The sequence below is a fragment of the Xanthomonas theicola genome (assembly GCF_014236795.1).
GTDB classification, from domain to species: domain Bacteria; phylum Pseudomonadota; class Gammaproteobacteria; order Xanthomonadales; family Xanthomonadaceae; genus Xanthomonas_A; species Xanthomonas_A theicola.
The window spans coordinates 4,306,631-4,325,978 of the sequence record NZ_CP049017.1; the positions used below are offsets into that span (position 1 = coordinate 4,306,631).

At 69.2% G+C, this 19,348-nt stretch carries 10 protein-coding genes and 5 pseudogenes; 8 read left to right on the top strand and 7 right to left on the bottom strand.

Annotated features, from left to right (window positions below; translation table 11 throughout):
- The first annotated feature begins 236 nt into the window (after positions 1-236).
- Positions 237-1,256, top strand: a pseudogene (locus G4Q83_RS20170) (IS5 family transposase).
- A gap of 290 nt (positions 1,257-1,546) precedes the next feature.
- Here the strand turns inward: G4Q83_RS20170 and G4Q83_RS20175 are convergent.
- Positions 1,547-2,163, bottom strand: a pseudogene (locus G4Q83_RS20175) (trimeric intracellular cation channel family protein).
- Between the two features lie 55 nt (positions 2,164-2,218).
- Entirely contained in the window at positions 2,219-3,523 is a 1,305-nt protein-coding gene (locus G4Q83_RS20180; protein WP_128421913.1) for an NAD(P)/FAD-dependent oxidoreductase, read from the bottom strand.
- 461 nt (positions 3,524-3,984) lie between these two features.
- On the opposite strand from G4Q83_RS20180, the pseudogene G4Q83_RS20185 reads away from it, so the two are divergent.
- The 3 genes and pseudogenes from G4Q83_RS20185 to G4Q83_RS20195 all read left to right on the top strand — a co-directional run.
- Positions 3,985-4,261 (top strand): annotated as a pseudogene (locus tag G4Q83_RS20185) (transposase); the annotation flags it as partial.
- A 227-nt stretch (positions 4,262-4,488) separates the two neighbouring features.
- Complete coding sequence (locus G4Q83_RS20190; protein WP_185817191.1) at positions 4,489-5,472, top strand: IS5 family transposase; 984 nt, start codon at positions 4,489-4,491, stop codon at positions 5,470-5,472.
- 208 nt (positions 5,473-5,680) lie between these two features.
- The gene (locus tag G4Q83_RS20195) at positions 5,681-7,627 is read left to right on the top strand and encodes a choice-of-anchor X domain-containing protein (protein WP_128421565.1); all 1,947 of its coding nucleotides are present in this window, start codon (positions 5,681-5,683) and stop codon (positions 7,625-7,627) included.
- 84 nt (positions 7,628-7,711) lie between these two features.
- Here G4Q83_RS20195 and G4Q83_RS20200 read toward each other — a convergent pair whose 3' ends face one another.
- Complete coding sequence (locus G4Q83_RS20200; RefSeq protein WP_128421566.1) at positions 7,712-9,901, bottom strand: primosomal protein N'; 2,190 nt, start codon at positions 9,899-9,901, stop codon at positions 7,712-7,714.
- Between the two features lie 414 nt (positions 9,902-10,315).
- On the opposite strand from G4Q83_RS20200, the pseudogene G4Q83_RS23810 reads away from it, so the two are divergent.
- The 3 genes and pseudogenes from G4Q83_RS23810 to sppA form a co-directional block, all read left to right on the top strand.
- Positions 10,316-11,272, top strand: a pseudogene (locus G4Q83_RS23810) (hypothetical protein); the annotation flags it as partial.
- A gap of 702 nt (positions 11,273-11,974) precedes the next feature.
- Complete coding sequence (locus tag G4Q83_RS20210; RefSeq protein ID WP_128421567.1) at positions 11,975-13,342, top strand: MATE family efflux transporter; 1,368 nt, start codon at positions 11,975-11,977, stop codon at positions 13,340-13,342.
- Between the two features lie 75 nt (positions 13,343-13,417).
- Positions 13,418-15,316: a signal peptide peptidase SppA gene (sppA, locus tag G4Q83_RS20215; RefSeq protein WP_128421568.1), complete on the top strand. Its 1,899-nt coding sequence runs from the start codon at positions 13,418-13,420 to the stop codon at positions 15,314-15,316.
- 142 nt (positions 15,317-15,458) lie between these two features.
- Here sppA and G4Q83_RS23815 read toward each other — a convergent pair.
- A pseudogene (locus G4Q83_RS23815) lies at positions 15,459-16,604 on the bottom strand (ISL3 family transposase).
- 105 nt (positions 16,605-16,709) lie between these two features.
- Complete coding sequence (locus tag G4Q83_RS20225; protein ID WP_128419974.1) at positions 16,710-16,937, bottom strand: hypothetical protein; 228 nt, start codon at positions 16,935-16,937, stop codon at positions 16,710-16,712.
- 63 nt (positions 16,938-17,000) lie between these two features.
- On the opposite strand from G4Q83_RS20225, the gene G4Q83_RS20230 reads away from it, so the two are divergent.
- Positions 17,001-17,774 carry an SDR family oxidoreductase gene (locus tag G4Q83_RS20230; protein ID WP_128419973.1) on the top strand — a complete coding sequence of 258 codons (774 nt, stop codon included), beginning with the start codon at positions 17,001-17,003 and terminating at the stop codon, positions 17,772-17,774.
- A gap of 163 nt (positions 17,775-17,937) precedes the next feature.
- Here G4Q83_RS20230 and G4Q83_RS20235 read toward each other — a convergent pair whose 3' ends face one another.
- Together G4Q83_RS20235 and G4Q83_RS20240 are read right to left on the bottom strand one after the other, a co-directional pair.
- Positions 17,938-18,597, bottom strand: coding sequence for a DUF4124 domain-containing protein (locus tag G4Q83_RS20235; protein WP_128419972.1), 660 nt, complete (start codon positions 18,595-18,597; stop codon positions 17,938-17,940).
- Positions 18,597-19,307 carry a DUF4124 domain-containing protein gene (locus tag G4Q83_RS20240; protein WP_128419971.1) on the bottom strand — a complete coding sequence of 237 codons (711 nt, stop codon included), beginning with the start codon at positions 19,305-19,307 and terminating at the stop codon, positions 18,597-18,599. The genes G4Q83_RS20235 and G4Q83_RS20240 overlap by 1 nt, the downstream gene beginning before the upstream one ends.
- Between the last annotated feature and the right edge of the window lie 41 nt (positions 19,308-19,348).

The following is a 19,348-nucleotide window of genomic DNA, read 5'->3' on the forward strand; positions in this document are numbered from 1 at the left end:
TCTCCGTCTCGTGTGCTTGGCCGCTCACGTTGCGGAGTCTCCGGGATGGACTCCCGGATACGTCAAACTTCTACTGCATCCCCGGCAGAGCCGGGGGAACTCTCAGGTTGGTTTAGGGAAAATTGTGCTGGCGTGATCTCCATGCCCGATAGTTTAAACGCTCGGGCCATTAGTGTTAACAGGCCCTAGCCTCCCATATCGGCGACACTATCAAGATCTGATCGAGGGCGCGATACATGACGCAGCTTAGCTTCTCCGACGCCGAGCATGCCGGTAAGCGCAAGCGGACCCGCCGCGAGGTGTTCCTTGCGCAGATGGAACAGGTGGTGCCGTGGAGCGCGCTGCTGTCGCAGATCGCGCCCCACTACCCGAAGGCCGGTCGAGGCCGCCATCCGTATGGGCTGGAGACGATGTTACGCATTCACTTCCTGCAGCAGTGGTATGCGTTGAGCGATCCGGCGATGGAGGAGGCGCTGTATGAGATCGCCTCGATGCGTCAGTTCGCACGGCTGTCGTTGCTGGAGGCGATACCGGATGAGACGACGATCCTCAATTTCCGGCATTTGCTGGAACGGCATGGATTGGCGCCGAAGCTGCTGGAGGCGGTGAACCGGCATCTCCAAGGCAAGGGATTGTTGCTGCGGCAGGGAACGATCATGGACGCCACGATCATCGAGGCGCCGAGTTCGACGAACAACAGCAGCGGCACGCGCGATCCGACGATGCACCAGACCAAGAAAGGCCAGCAGTGGTTCTTCGGGATGAAGGCGCACATCGGGGTGGATCGGGACTCGGGCCTGGTGCACACGGTGGTGTCGATCGCCGCGAACGTGGCCGATGTGACGCAGTCGGAGAAGTTGCTGCACGGCAAGGAGCGCGAGGTCTACGCCGATGCGGGGTAGACCGGGGCGGACAAGCGCGAGGAACTGAAGGGTAAGCGCGTGTGCTGGAACATTGCCGAGCGGCGGAGCCGGATCAGGGCGCTGGCGGAGGGCGAGTTGAAGACTCTCAGCGAACTCGTCGAGCACCTGATCGCCAAGGTGCGGGCGCGGGTGGAGCATCCGTTCAGGGTGATCAAGCGGCAGTTCGGTCACCGGAAGGTGCGTTATCGGGGGCTGGCCAAGAACGATGCGCAGTTGAACGTGCTGTTTGCGTTGTCGAACCTATGGATGGCGCGCAGGCAGTTGTTGGCGATGACGGGGAAGGTGTGCCTGCGAACTGGAAAGGATGGGGTGTTTCCGCAGGTTACGGCCTGAAATGGCCTGAATGAGTGAAATATGCGTATCCATTTGCCGGTCAATCAGCCGCATCCGATCACGCCGCTTGGATCGGTGGCTTGTTCAGGCCTTCCCTAGCGAATAGCCTGGGAGTATTAAGGTTGAGATAGGAGCGGATCGAAGATGCAGGCGTCGGCCCCAGGGACGAGTTGACGGTTTGGATGATCTCGCCAATTGCGACTCCATCGGGATGAAAAGACAGCGCTTGGATCACCGAATCATGGACGGCGCCGAGACTGCCATGGCAGGCACAGCGGTTTTCTTGACGCTCATGGCTCCCGCGGGCGCGCCACCGGCAGATGCCAGCCGTGGCGGATCGCCATGAAACGCAGGCCGTAACACAGCGCGGCGCCGATCGCCAGTCCCCACGGCTGCGGCAGGTGCAGCGCCTGCGCCGCGGCGACCACGCCGCCGCCGAGTAGCGCCGCCACCGCGTATAGCTCGGCCTGCAGCACCACCGGCGTGCGTGCCACCAGCAGGTCGCGGACGATGCCGCCGCCGATCCCGCTGAGCATGCCGAGCAGGGTTGCGCTGGGCGCGCCCAGGCCGAACGCCAGGGCCTTGCTGGTGCCGTAGACCGCGAACAGCGCCAGGCCGAGTGCGTCGAAGATCTGCGCCGGGTTGCGCAGGCGTTCGACTGTGGCGTGGCCGTAGAAGGTCAGCAGGCCGGCCAGGCAGGCGACGCCGAGATAGCGCGCATCGCCGAGCGCGGCCGGCGGGGTGGCGCCGATCAGCACGTTGCGGGCGATGCCGCCGGACACCGCGGCCGCACACGACAGCACCAGCACGCCGAACAGGTCCAGGCGGTGGCGCACGCCGACAGTGGCGCCGCTGTGGCGAACACGAAGGTGCCGAGCAGGTCGAGCAAAAACAGAAAGGTCGCCAAGACGGCACGGTGCAGCGGCAAAGGGCCGCTAGCATCGCAGCCGCGGCGCAGGCTGTCACGCCGCCGCGGGCGGCTCCGGCGCGGCGGGCGCAGGCTTCGGGTCGTGCGCGTCGTCGCCGAGGATGATCCGCGCCGCGCGCTGGTAGCTCCAGTAGGCCCAGGCCCAGTTCAGCAGCACCACCAGGCGGTTGCGGAATCCGATCAGGAAGAACACGTGCGCCGCCAGCCAGAACCACCAGGCCAGCAGGCCGGACAGCTGCAGGCGGCCGAGATGCACGATCGCGGCCATGCGCCCGATGGTGGCCAGGTTGCCGTAGTCGGCATAGCGGAACGGCGCGTCGCCGCGCGCGCCACGCAACCGTTGCAGCAGGTTTTCGGCCACATGCCGGCCCATCTGCTTGGCGGCGGGCGCCACCCCGGGCACCGGCCTGCCGCCGACCTGCTGCACCGCGGCCAGGTCGCCGGCGACGAACACGTCCGGATGGCCGGGCACGCTCAGGTCCGGCTGCACCTGCACGCGGCCGCTGCGGTCCAGCGGCACGTCCAGCGTCCGCCCCAGCGGCGAAGCCGCCACGCCGGCGGCCCAGACCACGGTGCGGGCGGGCACGAAGTCGCCACCCAGCCGGTAGCCGCTGGCGTCGATGGCGGCGACCGGCACCCCGGTCTGCACCTCCACGCCGAGCTTCTCCAACTGCTTTTGCGCCTTGGCCGACAGCCGCTCGGGGAACGAGGCCAGCACGCGCGGCCCGGCTTCGATCAGCCGCACCCTGGCCTCGGCCGGGTCGATGCAGCGGAACTCGTGCTTCAGCGTATGCCGCGCGATCTCGGCCAGGGTGCCGGCCAGTTCCACCCCGGTCGGGCCGCCGCCGACGATGGCGAAGCTGAGCCAGGCCGCGCGCGCGGCGGGGTCGCTCTCGGCCTCGGCGCGCTCGAACGCGAGCAGCAGGTGGCGGCGCAGGTACAGCGCGTTGTCCAGCGTCTTCAGGCCGGGCGCGTGCGCGGCCCATTCGTCGTGGCCGAAGTAGGCATGGGTGGCGCCGGTGGCGACCAGCAGGTAGTCGTAGTGCAGCGTCTGGCCGTCGGCCAGATGCACCTGCCGTGCCTGTTTGCCCACGCGCACGACGTCGCCCAGGCGCACTTCCACATTGTCCTGCCTGCGCAGGATCTGCCGCAGCGGCGCGGCGATGTCCGGCGACGACAGCCCGGCGGTGGCGACCTGGTACAGCAGCGGCTGGAACAGGTGATGATTGCGGCGGTCGATCAAGGTGATGCGCAGCGGCGCCCCGGCCAGCGCACGCGTGGCCCACAGCCCGGCGAAACCGCCACCGACCACGATCAGGTGGGGAAGTGATGAGATCATCGCAGGGCAAGAACCATAGAAATAGAAATGGAAGAACCTAGAGATGGTGTCGGCAGGCCGCCCTGCCCAGCAGCAGGCACGATAGCAGTTCGCGCAGGAAGCCGCTGCGTCGGCGTGCGCATGTTCGGCACTGGCGCTGGCGCTGAACGGCTACGCGTGCCACCGGCAGCGGATGCGCCTATGGATGGCGCTGGCCGCGCGGTGCTCGGCTGTGAGAGCTTGTCGGTCCATGCGCCGCCGCTGGTGACGATCAGTGGGTGTTCGATCGGAGCTTGCGTCTGTGGAAATTTGCGGGCGGAACAAGAAAATTCTTGTTCCTGCGAGCGTTGAATACATGGAGAATTCTAGTATTCCTTCTCGCATGAAATTTCCTGATCAGCCCTGACCTTCAGCCAGCCGTCGCAGGATCTGCGCCGCCCTGAGTTGATGCTGCCGTCATCTGAAGACAACGAGGTGGCGTGATGAGCATCGATGCGGTGCAGTTCCAAGCGGGATTGTCGATGCCCGAGTTTTTCGCGTCCTACGGCGCCGAGGCCAAGTGCTACCGCACTCTGTACAAATGGCGGTGGCCGCAAGGGATTTCGCCGTCCCTGCTGTGCCGGGCGGGTGCGGTCGCGTTTCAAGCGTGGTGCTGCGATCTACGACCAATGCAGCGCGTGCCGGCATCGGACCCGTCTGATGGCAGGCACGCTGTTTGCCGGCGCCCAACTGCCGCTGCGCGCCTGCATGATGCCGCTACAGCGTGTTATGTACATTTGGGCGCGTTATCGGCGCTTTTGTGCCGCTAGGCAAGGCGCAGGCCGCAGGCAAGGCCAAGGCCGCCTTGGCAAGGCCAGCAACGCCGCATCGTGGCGCCACAAAAGCGGGGGGAGTTGCACAAAACGTGCATAACGCGTTCTAAGGATGGTCTGAACAACTCCCTCTGATCCTGCGACAATCGTACAAAGCCCAACAGGACAACGACGATGCAATTGTCTTTCGGCGACGCGGAGTACAACGGCAAGCGCAAGCAGACGCGGCGCGAAAGGTTGCTGGCCGAGATGGATCAGGTGGTGCCGTGGAAAGACCTGCTGGCGCTGATCGCGCCGCACTATCCGAAGTCGGGCCATCCGGGCCGTCAGCCGTACCCGCTGGAGACAATGCTGCGCATCCACTTTCTGCAGCAGTGGTACGCACTGAGCGACCCGGGCGCGGAAGAAGCCTTGTACGACACGGCGTCGATGCGCCGTTTCGCCAGGATCGGCGGGTTGGATGAGGTGCCGGACGAGACCACGATCCTCAACTTCCGCCGGTTGCTGGAGACGCACGATCTGGCGCGCACGCTGTTCAACCGGGTCAACGCGCACCTATCGCGCAAGGGCCAGAGCCTGCGCGGCGGCACCATCGTGGACGCCACGATCATTGCCGCGCCCAGCTCGACCAAGAACAAGAACGGCGAGCGCGACCCGGAAATGCACCAGACCAAGAAGGGCAATCAGTACTACTTCGGGATGAAAGCGCACATCGGCGTGGACGATGAGTCCGGGCTGGTGCACCACTTGGAATGCACGGCGGCCAACGCCGCAGATATCACCCAGGCGCACAAGCTGCTGCACGGCAAGGAAGACACGGTATGCGGCGACAGCGGCTACACCGGGCTGGCCAAGCGCGAGGAGATGGCGAGCAAGCGCAAGCTGCGCTATCTGATCGCGGAGAAGCCCTCGAAGCTGAAGCAGATCAAGAGCAAGCGCGAATTGAAGTGGGCACAGCGCTGGGAGCACGCCAAGGCCAGCCTGAGGGCGAAGGTGGAGCATCCGTTCCGGGTGATCAAGCGCCAGTTTGGCTACGTCAAGGTGCGCTATCGCGGCCTGGCGAAGAACACGGCGCAAGTGCTGACGCTGTTTGCGCTGTCGAACCTGTGGCTGAAGCGAAAGCAGTTGCTGCCTGTCGTGGGGAGGGTGTGCCTGTAATCCGGGAAATACCCCGGAAATGCGCCGGAAACGGCGAAAAACCGAGGGTCTGAGCGCCGTGGGCGTGGTCGATATGGCTTGCCTCATCCTCCGACCGCGTTGATCAGACTATCCCTAAGCACGTGCTCGCCACAACATGGCGCCAGATGCGATGAACTGCACCGCGCAGGCGTCCTTCTTTCCTTCAATTCTTACGGAATGAGTAACTATGTCCAGACTCTATTTTTCAATTGTCTCGTTGTCATTCGCCTTGATATTGCCAATGGCCGCACAGGCCGAGGAATTGGTGCCCAAGCAATTGGCGGGCCCGCCCGAGGAATTCACGCAGATGCAGTCCCCCGATCCTGCGCAGTCGGCGACCTTGTCCAAGAGCGCGCTACTGCCAGTGCAATTGACCGCGCAGGCTGGCGGGGCGCGCTGGGAAGGCGCGCTACCGGCGGAAAACGGCCATCTGCGTTTCATGGTCTTCTCCGGTGACGCGGACTGGCAGGTTGCGGCCACCGCTCCGGGCAAGCTGCTACAGGCCAACGCCGCCATGTTGAAGGGCCAGGCGACCACGCTCGGTGCATCGGTTGCCGGCGCAAAAGGCGTTTTCTATGCAGTCGACAAAGCGGCCGACGGCGCGTGGACATTGCAATTACGCTCGAACTTATCGAAGCCGCAACAGGGTTACCTGATGGTGGAGGGCGATGAGCGCACCGAGTTGGCTTCATATCTGCGCAATCGCCATCAATTGGTAGGGCAACCGTTGACGCTCAATACCGTGCTCGGCGGCAGCGACGCCAGGGGTCGGGCGCTGCTTGGCGCCCAGGTTGGGCGTGTCAAGCGTGCGGAACTGCGCATCATCGCCCCCGACGGCGAGGAAAGGACGGTGGCGATGACCGACGACGGTATGCATGGCGATGGCGAGGCTGGCGACGGGATCTATGGCAGCAGTTTCGTACCGGATCGCTCCGGTACGTGGATCGCGCAGGTGGTGGTGCACGGGCGCGACCGCGATGGGCGGCAGTTCGTGCGCACCACCGAGCACGTGCTGCCGGTGATCGATACCGTCACGCGCGTGCGCGGCGATGTCCAGGTAAGCGAGGGCTACGCTGGACGCCTGATGCTGAACGTGCCGATCTTCGCGCAGGGGGCGGACACTCCAACGCACTACCGCGTGTTCGGCGAAGTATGGGGCACCAGCGCTGCCGGGAAGCCGGTGCCGGTGGCATGGGTCGGCGGCATGTCGTTCCCGCACGATGGACACCTGCCGCTGGGCCTGGATATGCGCTGGATCGCGCGCGCCGGCGCGCTCGCCCCGTTCACGCTGCACAACCTGCGCGTCGAGGATCCCGACAACTTCGTGCCGCTGGCGCAAGTAAAGTCGTTGCCGATGGTGATGCCGGCCAAGATTCTCGCCGGCCTGAGCCCGGTCGCCGATAGCAGTATCGTCATCGACGACGTCATGCGCATGGGTCATAAGCCACAGACCCCGCCGAGCCCGAGGAATGCGCATCTGCTGTTGGTGCACGGTTATTGTTCCGGCCCGACCTGGCCGGAAGCGCAATTCAGCAACGCGGCCACCTTTCTCGATCCGAATCAGAGCCGCAGCAACGACCAGTTCGCGCGGTTGCTGGGCAAATTCGGCAGCCGCTGGCAGTCGTTCGGCACGTTGGCGCACAGCCAAGGCGGCATCGCCGCGCTGCATCTGTATGCCTATTACTTCAGCGGCTTGGACTACGCACGCGGCGAGCGGTTGTTGCAATCGGTCGGCACGCCTTACCAGGGCACAGCGCTGGCGGGCATTCTCGCCGCGATCGGTAAGGTGGTGGGCGTGGGTTGCGGTACCAATACCGACCTGACCTACGATGGCGCGCAAGCGTGGCTGGCAGGCATTCCCTCCTGGGCCCGCGCCAAGGTCAATTACTACACGACCTCGTCCGCCGAGAGGCCGGTGTCGTGGCTGCCCTTCAGCGGCGTCTGCAATTTGGGCGCGTCGTTGTTCCTGCACCATCCCAATGACGGCACCACCGAGCAAGTCAACGGGCAGTTGCCGGGCGGCATCAATCGCGGTCACACGTTCGGTGAGTGCCATGTCGACGGCATGAATTATCCAGCGCAGTACCACGATACCGAGCGCAACGCGGTGATGGACACCGACGCCGCGCGCTGAGGCGCGTCATCGTAAGACGACGGGCGGGGCATTTCGGCCCGCCCCCGCGGTCAGTTCGCCACGCATGCATGGCGAACTGACCGCTCAATACAGATCGAGCGGATCCACGTCCAGCGACCATCGCACCCGCCGCGCCTGCGGCAGCGCATGGATCGCCGGGACCGCCGCGTCCAGCACCGCGTGCAGCGCGCGTCGCGCCGGTGCCGACAGCAGCAATTGGGTGCGCTGGAAACCGGCACGGCGCGGCATCGGCGCCGGCATCGGACCGAAGCGTTGCACCTGGTCCCGTTCCGGCAGCAGCGCGCGCGCCGCGGCGAGGAAGGCGTTGGCGTGTTCGACCTGCTTGGCCTCGGCGCGCAGCAGCGCCAGATGCGCGAACGGCGGGAAGCCGGCCGCCTGGCGCTGCGCCAGTTCGGCGGCGGCGAAGGCGTGGTAGCCGCCGTGCACCAGGGTTTCCAGCAGCGGGTGGCCGGGATGGTGGGTCTGTAGCCAGACCTCGCCGGGGCGCGCGGCGCGGCCGGCGCGGCCGGCGACCTGGATCAGTTGCTGCGCCAGTTTCTCGCTGGCGCGGAAGTCGGCCGAGAACAGGCCTTCGTCGATGCCGACCACCACCACCCGGGTCAGCTGCGGCAGGTCGTGGCCCTTGGCCAGGATCTGCGTGCCGACCAGGATCCCGGGCGCGGTGCCGAGCGTGGCCAGTTGCGTCTCCAGCGCGTCGCGGCGCTGGGTGGTGCCGCGGTCGATACGCAGCACCGGCACGTCGGGGAAGGCCTGCAGCAGGCGCTCTTCCAGGCGCTCGGTGCCGATGCCCTGCGGTTGCAGCGCCAGGCTGCCGCAGTCCGGGCAGGCCAGCGGCGCCGGCTGCCGCGCGCCGCAATGGTGGCATTGCAGGCGCCGGCCGCCGGCATGCACGGTCATCGGCGTGGCGTGCAGCGGGGTGCTGCAGCGCTGGCACGGCGCGGTCCAGCCGCAGTCGTGGCACAGCAGCACCGGCGCGTAGCCGCGGCGGTTCTTGAACACCAGCACCTGGCCGCCGTCGGCCAGCGCGCTGCCGATGCCGGCCAGCACCTCCGGCGACAGCCCGTCCTGCAGCGGGCGCTTGCGCACGTCGAGCACGCGTACCGTCGGCGGCCGCGCAGCGCCGGCGCGGCGGGTCAGGCGCAGGTGCGCGTAGCGGCCGCCGGCGGCGTTGTGCAGGCTTTCCAGCGACGGCGTGGCGCTGCCCAGCAGCACCGGCACGTCCAGCGCCTTGCCGCGCACCAGGGCGAAATCGCGCGCGTGGTAGCGGATCGCGTCCTGCTGCTTGTAGCTGCCGTCGTGCTCCTCGTCGACCACGATCAGCCCGGCCTGCGGCAGCGGCACGAACACCGCCGAGCGGGTGCCGACCACCACCCGCGCCTCGCCGCGCCAGGCCGCGGCCCAGACCCGCGCGCGCGCGCTGTCGTTGCGTCCGGAATGCAACGCGTGCACCGGCACGCCCAGGCGCGCGCGGAACCGCGCCAGGGTCTGCGGGGTCAGGCCGATCTCCGGCACCAGCACCAGCGCCTGGCGGCCGCGCGCCAGGCACGCGGCGATGGCCTGCAGATAGACCTCGGTCTTGCCGCTGCCGGTGACCCCGTCGAGCAGGAACGGGGCGAAGCCCGGCGCGGCGACGACGGCGTCGATCGCGGCCTGCTGTTCCGGGTTCGGAATGGGGCCGGGTTGCGGTTGCGGCGCCGCGGTGCTGGCCGACACCGCGATGCGTTCGGCATGCGCGCGCTTGGCCAGGCTGCGCGCGGGGCCGCGCCAGTCTTCCATTGCCCGGTCCAGATGGTCTTCGTCCAGCGGTCCGGCCGCCAACAGTTCGGCAAAGCGGTGCGGGCGGGTGCCGGGACGGGTGCGGTGGCTGGCGCCGGCTTCGGTCAGGCGCCAGGCCCAGGCATGGGTGTCGGGCAGCGCCTCGCCGCGGCGCAGCGCCGCCGGCAGCGCGGCCGCCAGCACCTCGCCCAGCGGCGCGTGGCTGTAGCGGGCCAGCCAGTGCAGCGAATCGGCCAGTTCGCCGTGCAGCAGCGGGACCGGGTCCAGCCAGGCCAGCGCCTCGCGCAGGCCGGCGCCGTCTTCGGCCTGGCCGAGTTCGGCGACCACTCCGCTCAGTTCGCGGTTGCCGAACGGCACCCGCAGCCGGCGGCCGATGGCGCCGGCCACGGCGCTGTCGCCGGGCGGCGGCAGGTAGTCGAACAACTGCGGCAACGGCAACGGCAGGGCGACGCGGAGGGTGGCGGCGGGGAAGGGCATCGGCACCTAGTCTAGCGGGCGCCACGGCCGTTCCGGGTAGCCGGAAGTGGCGCGCGATAGCTGCCGCCAAGGCGATAAACAAGTCGTAAATAGCTGGTCCGCTTGGAGAATCGAATTTATCCACACCTGCTGTGGATAAAGCTGTGCATGAGACCGATGCTCCACGCCGTGAAGACGGGTTCACAAGCCTCTGCCACGACTTGGACAAAAAAGCGCCACTTGGATAAATTTCATTTATAACAATGGGTTAGCCGTGAAACACGATTGCAATACGATTCCACGGGGGCTTGACAGAAGGCCGCGATAGTCACTTGGTGGCGCTGTGCACAACCCGCCGCCTGCGGCGACCCGCTGGCGCCTGAAGCAGCCGATCGACGGCGGCATCGCTATCATCGCGCCGATGATGGAGTTCCGATGACCGCTGCGCCTCCCTCCGACGGTGCGATCGCCCTGCCCGCCCTGGCCGCCTTCCTGCGCGGCATCGAACGCCGCGCCGCGGTGCTGGCCGAACTGCAGAGCGGCAGCGTCGAGGGCGCCGCGCCGGCGCTGGCCGCGGCGATGCGCGCATTCCGCCGCCATGCTGCGACCCTGCCGATGGTCGACTGGCCGCTGCGCTTCTGGAAACTGCTCGCCGCGGTGCCGTCACTGCGCCAGGCCGCTGCTGCGGCCGGCAGCGCCTGGCCCGCGCCGCTGGCCCACCTGGGCACGTTGGAGGCAGCCGACCGTCTGGCGTTGCTGCTGCGGATCGTGGCCGGGCTGGACGAGCCGACCGCAGCGCAGGCATTGCACCAGTCCACCCAGGACTACCGGCAGGCGTTGGCGCGCGCCTGCCCGCGCGATGCCGGTGGCCGTCCACACGCCGCCGGCTGGCGCGCGCTGGCCGACGTCGTCCAGCAGCATCTGCGCGCGTTGCCGCCGGCACGGTTGCAGGCGCTGGCACAGTTGCGCGACGCGGCCGTCGCCGGCGCAGCGAACGCCGCTGCGCCGGCGACGGCCGGTGCGCGGCGCAGCGGTGACGGGTGCGGCCCGACCCGGCGGCGCCTGGCGGCAGCGGTGAGCGTCGTCGTCGCCCTGGCCCTGCTGGGCACACTGTGGTGGGGCCGCGCGCCCTCGCGGCCGGCGCCGGCCGGCGCCGACTCGCGCCTGGCGCTGGGCGATACCGGGCCGGTGCAGGTGGAGGAACTGCCGGCGGAGTCCGATGCAGCCACGGCGCCGCCGCTGCCGGCCGCAGCGCCGGTGTCGCTGCCGGAGCCGGCGGTCTACGACCTGGACTTCTACGCGTGGTACGCCGCCGGTGCGCCGCCGGCGCGGATCGAACGCAGCGCGCCGAGCGCGCAGGATCTCGCCGCTGCCGCCGCCCAGCCGCCGGCCGGCGCTGCCGCGCCGCTGCCGTCCCAGGCCAGCGCGGTCGCGGCGCCGCCGGCCCTGGCGCCGGCGCAGCTGCGCGAGCGGCAGGCCGCCTGGGCGGCGCTGGATGCCGCGGTGCAGGCACGCTTGCGCCAGGTGGCCGGCGCCTTCGCCGGCCTGCCGGTGGAGCAGCAGCGCACGCTGCGCGCGCAATTCGCCGCGTTGGATGCGCTGGAGCGCCACGGTTGGTTGCTGGGTCCGGAACTGGGCAGCGAATTCTGGGCGCTGCAGCCGCTGTTCGGCTATGTGCCCAGCGCCCAGCGCCCAGCGCTGCTGGGCCTGCTGCGCACGTTGCCGGTCGAACAGCGCAAGCACCTGGCGGTGCTGTCGCAACGCACTCCGCCGCAGCAACGCGCGGCGCTGCGCCGCGCGTTGCTGGCGCAAGACGCGGACGCGCGCGGGGCATGGCTGCGCCAGCGCACCACGCGCTGAGCCGCGCCGCGTCCGCCGCGCTTGCCGCCGCCCCGGCTTCAGTTCTCCCCGATCCCGGCTCTCCACAACCAACAAGGTGGCCGGTCATCCTGGCCCCGGGCCGCCGGTCGTGCCGATTCCGGCAACCTGCGCGCCTGCGAAGGCGCCGGCGCGCAGAGTAAGATACCGGCCCTCCGCCACCCGGTGCCGGCGCTTTCCGCGCGGCCGCAGTGGCGGGATCGCCAGAGTCTTGCAATGTCTTCGTCCTCCACCCCGGCGCCGGTCCGGGGCCGCGAGTTGCGCACCACCGCGCGACTCGCCCTGCCGCTGGTTCTGGGGCACCTGTCCGCTGGCCTGATCAGCTTCGTCGACAACGCGATCGCCGGTCACCACGGCACCCGCACGCTGGCGTCGGTGACGGTCGGCACCGCGCTGCTGTGGCTGCCGATGATGATCCCGATCGGCACCCTGATCGCCTTGACCGCGTCGGTGTCGCAGCTCGACGGCGGCAGGCGCCATGCGCTGATCGGACCGATGTTCCGCCAGGCGCTGTGGCTGTCGCTGGGCCTGGGCGCGCTGATGTTCGCGTTCCTGAGCGTGATGCCGATGGCGCTGCCGCAGTTGGGGATCGCCGCGGAGATCTTGCCCGGCGCGCGCGATTTCCTGCATGCGATCCGCTGGGGCGTGCCGGCGATGGTGCTGTACTTCTGCATGCGCTATCTCAGCGAGGGCATGCACTGGACGCTGCCGACCATGCTGCTCGGCTTCGGCGGGCTGCTGGTGCTGGCGCCGCTGGGCTACGTGCTGACCTTCGGCCTGTTCGGGCTGCGCGAGCGCGGCGCCGGCGGGCTCGGCATGGCCTCGGCGATCATGATGTGGCTGCAGGCGCTGTGCTTTGCCGTCTACCTGGCGCGCTCGCGGCGCTTCGCGCCGCTGCGCCTGTTCGCGAGCTTCGAGGCGCCGGACCCGCGCGCGCTCGCCGGGTTGCTGAAGACCGGGCTGCCGATCGGCATCACCATCCTGATGGAGGGCGGCCTGTTCATCGTCACCGCGCTGCTGATCGCGCGGCAGGGCGAAGTGCCGGCGGCGGCGCACCAGATCGCGATCAACGTGGCGCAGCTGTGCTTCATGGTGCCGATGGGTGTGGCCGAGGCGACCACGGTACGGGTGGGACGCGCCGCCGGCGCCGGCGATGCGGCCGGGGTGCGCGGCGCGGCGCAGGCCGGCTATGCGATCGTGCTCGGCACGCAGACGTTGTCGGCGCTGGGGTTGCTGCTCGGCCACGACGCCATCGTCGGCGTCTACACCCGCGACATCGCGGTGGCCGGGCTGGCCTCCACGCTGTTGCTGTACGCGGCCACGTTCCAGTTCCCCGACGGGGTGCAGGTGCTGTCGGCCGGCGCGCTGCGCGGGCTCAAGGACACCCGCGTGCCGATGCTGCTCGCACTGTGCTCCTACTGGGGCCTGGGCATGCCGCTGGGCGCCGGGCTCGGCCTGTGGCTGGGCTGGGGGCCCCAGGGCATGTGGATCGGGTTGATCCTGGGCCTGAGCGCGGCGGCGGTGACGATGGCCGCGCGCTTCCGGCTCAGCAGCGCGCGCCTGCTCGCCACCGCCGTCCCCTGACTTCAGGCGCATGTGCGGCGGCGGTGCAGCCGGTATGCTGCACGCGCGCAAGACGTCTTCCTTCCGGAGTTTTCCATGAACCAACCCGTGCGTCGCAGCCCCATCGCCAGCTTCTTCGTTGGCCTATGGGATGTGATGAACTTCACCCGCCGGCTGATCCTGAACCTGGTGTTCTTCGGCCTCCTGCTGCTGGTCCTGCTGGCGATCGTGTTCGCGATGGCGCGCGGCGACGGCGCCAAGGCGTTGCGCGACCGCACCACGCTGCTGATCGCGCCGGAAGGCACCGTGGTCGAACAGTTCAGCGCCGATCCGGTCAGCCGCGCGCTGACCAAGGCGATGGGCGACAAGGGCGCCGAGGAGATCCAGCTGCGCGATCTGCTGCGCGCGCTGGAAGCGGCCAAGACCGATGCGAAGATCGAGCGCGTGGCGCTGCGCCTGGACAAGCTGCAACCGGGCGGCTTCGCCTCGATGCGCGAAGTGGCCGCGGCGCTGCAGGACCTGCGCCGTTCCGGCAAGCAGGTGGTGGCCTACAGCGACAGCCTGAACCAGTCGCAATACCTGCTGGCCGCACAGGCCAACGAGGTCTACCTGGACCCGATGGGGTCGGTGGTGCTGGAGGGCCTGGGCCGCTACCGCCAGTACTTCCGCCAGGGTCTGCAGGACAAGCTCGGTGTCGACGTGCACCTGTTCAAGGTCGGCGAGTTCAAATCCGCGGCCGAGCCGTACGTGCTCGATGCCGCGTCGCCGGCGTCCAAGGAAGCCGACCTGTTCTGGATGAACGACGTGTGGCAGCGCTACGTGGCCGATATTGCCAAGGCGCGCAAGCTGGCGCCCGAGCAGATCGCCGCCGGCATCGATACGATGCCCGAGGGCATCGCCGCGGCCGGCGGCGACATGGCCAAGTTCGCGCTGCAGCAAAAACTGGTCGACGGCCTGAAGACGCGCGAGGAGGTCGAGCAGTTGCTGACCCAGCGCGGCGTCGCCGACGACGATGCCGACAGCGGCTTCCGCAACGTCGGTCTGGACGGTTACCTGCAGCAGTTGGACCTGCGCCGTTCGCCGGTGGATTCGCGGCCGCAGGTGGCGGTGGTGGTCGCCGCCGGCGAGATCAGCGGCGGCGAGCAGCCGGCCGGGCGCATCGGCGGCGAATCGACCGCGCAACTGCTGCGCGAGGCGCGCGACGACGAGGCGGTCAAGGCGGTGGTGCTGCGCGTGGACTCGCCGGGCGGCGAAGTGTTCGCCTCCGAGCAGATCCGCCGCGCGGTGGTGGCGCTGAAGGCGGCTGGCAAGCCGGTGGTGGTGTCGATGGGCGACCTGGCCGCGTCCGGCGGTTACTGGATCAGCATGAACGCCGATCGCATCTACGCCGACCCGTCGACGATCACCGGCTCGATCGGCATCTTCGGCATGATCCCCAACCTGACCCGCAGCCTGGACAAGATCGGCGTGCATACCGACGGCGTCGGCACCACACGCTTCGCCGGCGCGTTCGACGTCACCCGGCCGATGGACCCGGCGGTGGGGCAGGTGATCCAGTCGGTGATCAACAAGGGCTACGCCGATTTCACCGGCAAGGTCGCGCAGGCGCGCAGCAAGCCGGTCGAGGCGATCGACCAGGTCGCGCGCGGCCGCGTGTGGAGCGGTGCGCAGGCCAAGGAACGCGGCCTGGTCGACGCGTTCGGCGGCTTCAAGGACGCGGTGGCCGATGCCGCCGCGCGCGCCAAGCTCGGCGATCGCGACAAGTACCGCGTGCGCTACATCGAGAAGCCGGCCACGCCGTTCGCGCAGTTCGTCAGCGGTTTCGCCGGCAGCCGCATGGGCGCGTGGATGCTGGGCGATTCGGCGCTGGCGCATGCGCTGCTGGCGCCAAGCATGCCGGAACTGGATACCCAGCTGCGCTTCGTGCAGGGCGCCACCGGCAAGCGCAACGGCGCGCCGGTCAAGGCGTTGGCCTACTGTTTCTGCGGCTTCTGAGGCAGGCGCCAGGCATGCCCGCCACCCGGCGGGCGTGCCGCATGCCAGACGACGCCGGCCCGACGCCGGCGTTTTTTATTGGTTCATCTCCCAACTGCGTGGAAGGCAGCGCGATCTTGAGGAAGAAGTGGGCGTCATCGCGTTAGCCGTAGGCGATGGGCTTGATGACCTTGATCTTGTTGTGGATGCCTTCGAGCAAGCCGGTGTGCCTCGGCCAGCGTACCCGACGGAGGATGCCGCGCCAGTCGGGCCGCAGGCACCTGGCGAAGTGCATCAGGGCCGGGATCGCACTCTCCCGGGCGTGGCGTCGCCACTGCCTCCAGGCACGGCGCCAGGCCCGGGCCGTACCTGCATTCCACAGCGCCTTGCGTTGTTCCTTCATCGCGTAGACCGTCATCAACGTCTGGTTGGCTTGCAGCACCTCGCTCAGCTGGATCCGTTCGGACTCGGCCAGGTTGGCCCGATTGCGCAACAGGAGCCAGTGCGCACGCTCGACCGCCTTGCGCGCCGGCTTGTCGTGGCGCAGGGGGTTGGCCGCATCCACCCGCCCCCGGCCGATGACCTCGCGGCCGTCTTCGGCGATGACATGGAACAGGTCGTAGACCACGCGCGCGTTTGGGCGGTGCTGGCGCACTTCCAGGTCCTAGGCGGCGTTCATGTCCATCGCCACCGCCTGGATGTCGGCACAGCGCTGGGGGCCGAGCAGTTCGAAGAAGGCTCTGACCTGGACCCGTGGGCGGCCCCGTCCCACCCACAGCACCGGCTTGCGCTCCACGTCCACCACGACGGTGGCGTAGCGATGGCCCTTGTGCACCGCGAACTGGTCCATCGCGATCGCGCGTACCCCGTCCAGCTCCAGCGGCCCCAGCGTGCGCTCCAGGGTCCTGAAAGCGATTGTCTTGGCCGTCTTCCAGTCGATCCCATGCCAACGGGCGGCGTGCAGTACCGAGGTCGCCGCGCATGGCCGCGCCACGCTCTCGGCCAGCCGTCGTGTCGCCCGGCCATGCCGATCCAGCCAGTCCAGCCGCTGCCGCCGGGGGCCGCCCCTCGGACAAGCCAGGCGCAGACACGGCACATGCAACTCCACCGGATCGCCGAATACCGGCAACTCGCCGATGCGCCGCATCGTGCGGTCATCAATCGCTGTCACCGTCTGCCCGCAGCCCATGCAGTGCCGTTGCGCACCCGGCGCCGGCTCCAGGTCGATCACTCCCCAACGCTGCTGCCCACGGGACGCATGCCGCCGCTTGCGGACACCGCACCCCTCCCAGCCGCCCAGCCGGGACATACAATCCTGCTCGGCCGCGGCCGACCTTCAGTGGGTTGCCTGGACAACAGCAAGTCCGACCGGTCGGCCGTGCGCCTCTCCACTCAGTTGGGCGATGAACCTTTATTATTGCCCGGTGGCGGTGTCGATCGCCGCGTTCTGCGCGGTCGCGGCCTGCTCGGTGCCGGCCTGCGCCTGCCTGGCGCGGTCCAGCGGCTGCGCGATCGCCGCGCGCAGCGCGCCGGCCTGCGGTTCGGGCGGTGTGTCCGGCGGCGCCGGCGGTGTCGGTTTGCAGGCGGCCAGCGCGGCCAGCAGCGGTAGTGCCAACGTCATCAAGCGCAGTGAACCCGACATAGCAGCGACCTCGTTGAGCGTGGGCGTTATCCTACGCCCACCCCGATGCGGACAGGCAAGGCGATGCAGCAACGTTGGCGGCTGGACGGACAGACTGCGCTGATCACCGGTGCCAGCGCCGGCATCGGCCTGGCGATCGCGCGCGAGCTGCTCGGCTTCGGCGCCGAGCTGCTGCTGGTGGCGCGCGACATCGATGCGCTGGAAACGGCGCGCGACGACCTGGCCGATGCCTATCCGGAGCGGCGCATCCTGGCGCTGGCCGCCGACGTCGCCGACGACGAGGACCGGCGCGAGATCCTGGACTGGGTCGAGGACCACGCCGACGGCCTGCACCTGCTGATCAACAACGCCGGCGGCAACCTGAGCAAGGCCGCGGTGGACTACACCGAGGACGAGTGGCGCGGCATCTTCGAGAGCAACCTGTTCTCGGCGTTCGAACTGTCGCGCTACGCGCACCCGTTGCTGGCGCAGCACGCGGCCTCGGCGATCGTCAACGTCGGCAGCGTGTCGGGGTTGACCCATGTGCGCAGCGGCGCGCCGTACGGCATGACCAAGGCCGCGCTGCACCAGCTGACCCGCAACCTCGCCGCCGAATGGGCCGAGGACGGGATCCGGGTCAATGCGGTGGCGCCGTGGTACATCCGCACCCGCCGCACCTCGGGGCCGTTGTCGGATCCGGACTACTACGAGCAGGTGATCGAGCGCACGCCGATGCGCCGGATCGGCGAGCCCGAGGAAGTGGCCGCCGCGGTCGGCTTTCTGTGCCTGCCGGCGGCCAGCTACATCACCGGCGAATGCATCGCGGTGGACGGCGGGTTCCTGCGCTACGGGTTCTAGGGCGCTTTTCGCCTGCTCATTGCTGCAGGAGCGCCTCGCCTGGTCCTGGCCGCGCACCGCAACCCCTGTAGGAGCGGCTTCAGCCGCGACCTGGCGTTACCAGGAAAGTCCGGTCGCGGCTGAAGTCGCTCCTACGGGGGGCATGGTCAGGATCGAAAATGCGTCAAGGCACCTTCTGATCCGGCGCGCCGCAGCTGCTCGCCTCCAGCACCTGCTGGCGGCGCAGGAATTCCTGCCGCAACGGCTCGGCGTGCTCGGGCACGGCGAAGCGCCAGTGCGTTTCGGCTTCAGCCACGTAGTTCTGCCACGCGTCGCAGGCGCCGGCTTCGGGCAGCGCGTCGCAGCGGTCGCGCAGCACTTCGCAGGCGCTGCCGCCGGTCTTGTCGGGGCTGCCGTCCAGGCTCGTGGTAGGCAAGGGAACGCAGCGTGGCGCGGGTTCGGCGACTTCGCCGAGGTAACGCTGCTGGTCGTAGCGGGTGCAGGCGTACAGCGCGGGCGGTGGCAGGCGCGGTGCGGTCTGCGCCGGCGCTGTCGGCGGATCGGGCGCGGCGGCGACGGGCGCAGCTGCGGGGAGGGACGCAGCGGCCGGTGCTGTCGGGGGGACAGCTGCGGCTGGGGCGACTGGCGCGGCCCCCGGCCCCTGCGCGGGCGCGCGTCCGACGCCCTGCACGATCTTCTTTTCCTGGCGCATGCCCTTGGGGCACGGCTGGTTCTGCACGGTCAGGTTGTCGTGCGCGTCGGTGCAGCGATAGAACACCACCTCTTCGGCCTGCGTGGCGCCGGCCCAGGCCAGCAGCAGTGCGAGGCAGGCGCTGCGGCGCATCAGCTGCCGCCGCAGTCGCGGCCGAGGCGCGCATCGATGCCGCGCTGTTCGGTTTCCAGCGCGCGGCGCTCGCTCTGCAGCGCGCTGTTGTAGCGGCGGATCAGCTCCCAGCGGCGGTCGGCCAGGCGTGCGCACACTTCCTGCGGCGGCAGGGCGTTGCAGGTGTCGCGGATCAGGGTGCTGCCGGCCGGGACCACCACGCCGACGCCGGGATACGCCGGTTGCGGCGGGCGCGGGCGGCCGCCCCCATTGCCGTGGCGATAGCCGTCGCCGTCGCCGCCGGCATAGCCGATGGCCCACAGCGGCACCCAGCGCGGATTGCCTTCGTTGTCGTCGCTGGTATAGCGCTGGCCTTCGCTACTGACGCATTCGTACATCGGCTGCGGCGGTTGCACGCTGACGATGCGGATCTCGCGCTGCGGCAGCGGCGCCGGCGAGGCCGCGGCGCGCGCCGGATCGGTGCTGAGCGTGGTGGTCGGGCGCGGCGGCGGATCGCGCGGGCGCTGCATGTCCAGGACCTGCTGCCGGCGCGCATTCTCGCAAGGGGCGTTCTGCAGGCTGACCGCGCCGGAATCGCCGATGCAGCGGTAGATCCGGACCGACCCCTGCGCGCCATCGCTGCCGATGGTCTGCGGACGCTGCGCCCAGGCGGCGCCGGCCAGCGGCAGCAGCGCGGACAGGAGCAAGGCGGGGCGGGCGAGGGCAGGCATGCGCGCATCTTGCGCGCCTTCGCCGGCCAGGGAAAGCCGGG

What these genes read in the sequence shown, in the direction of transcription:
- G4Q83_RS20235 (WP_128419972.1), bottom strand. Translation starts at nt 18,597, where the DNA reads ATGCGCCGCAGCGCCTGCCTCGCACTGCTGCTGGCCTGGGCCGGCGCC.
- G4Q83_RS20200 (WP_128421566.1), bottom strand. Translation starts at nt 9,901, where the DNA reads ATGCCCTTCCCCGCCGCCACCCTCCGCGTCGCCCTGCCGTTGCCGTTG.
- G4Q83_RS20195 (WP_128421565.1), top strand. Translation starts at nt 5,681, where the DNA reads ATGTCCAGACTCTATTTTTCAATTGTCTCGTTGTCATTCGCCTTGATA.
- G4Q83_RS20240 (WP_128419971.1), bottom strand. Translation starts at nt 19,307, where the DNA reads ATGCCTGCCCTCGCCCGCCCCGCCTTGCTCCTGTCCGCGCTGCTGCCG.
- G4Q83_RS20230 (WP_128419973.1), top strand. Translation starts at nt 17,001, where the DNA reads ATGCAGCAACGTTGGCGGCTGGACGGACAGACTGCGCTGATCACCGGT.
- sppA (WP_128421568.1), top strand. Translation starts at nt 13,418, where the DNA reads ATGAACCAACCCGTGCGTCGCAGCCCCATCGCCAGCTTCTTCGTTGGC.
- G4Q83_RS20210 (WP_128421567.1), top strand. Translation starts at nt 11,975, where the DNA reads ATGTCTTCGTCCTCCACCCCGGCGCCGGTCCGGGGCCGCGAGTTGCGC.
- G4Q83_RS20225 (WP_128419974.1), bottom strand. Translation starts at nt 16,937, where the DNA reads ATGTCGGGTTCACTGCGCTTGATGACGTTGGCACTACCGCTGCTGGCC.
- G4Q83_RS20180 (WP_128421913.1), bottom strand. Translation starts at nt 3,523, where the DNA reads ATGATCTCATCACTTCCCCACCTGATCGTGGTCGGTGGCGGTTTCGCC.
- G4Q83_RS20190 (WP_185817191.1), top strand. Translation starts at nt 4,489, where the DNA reads ATGCAATTGTCTTTCGGCGACGCGGAGTACAACGGCAAGCGCAAGCAG.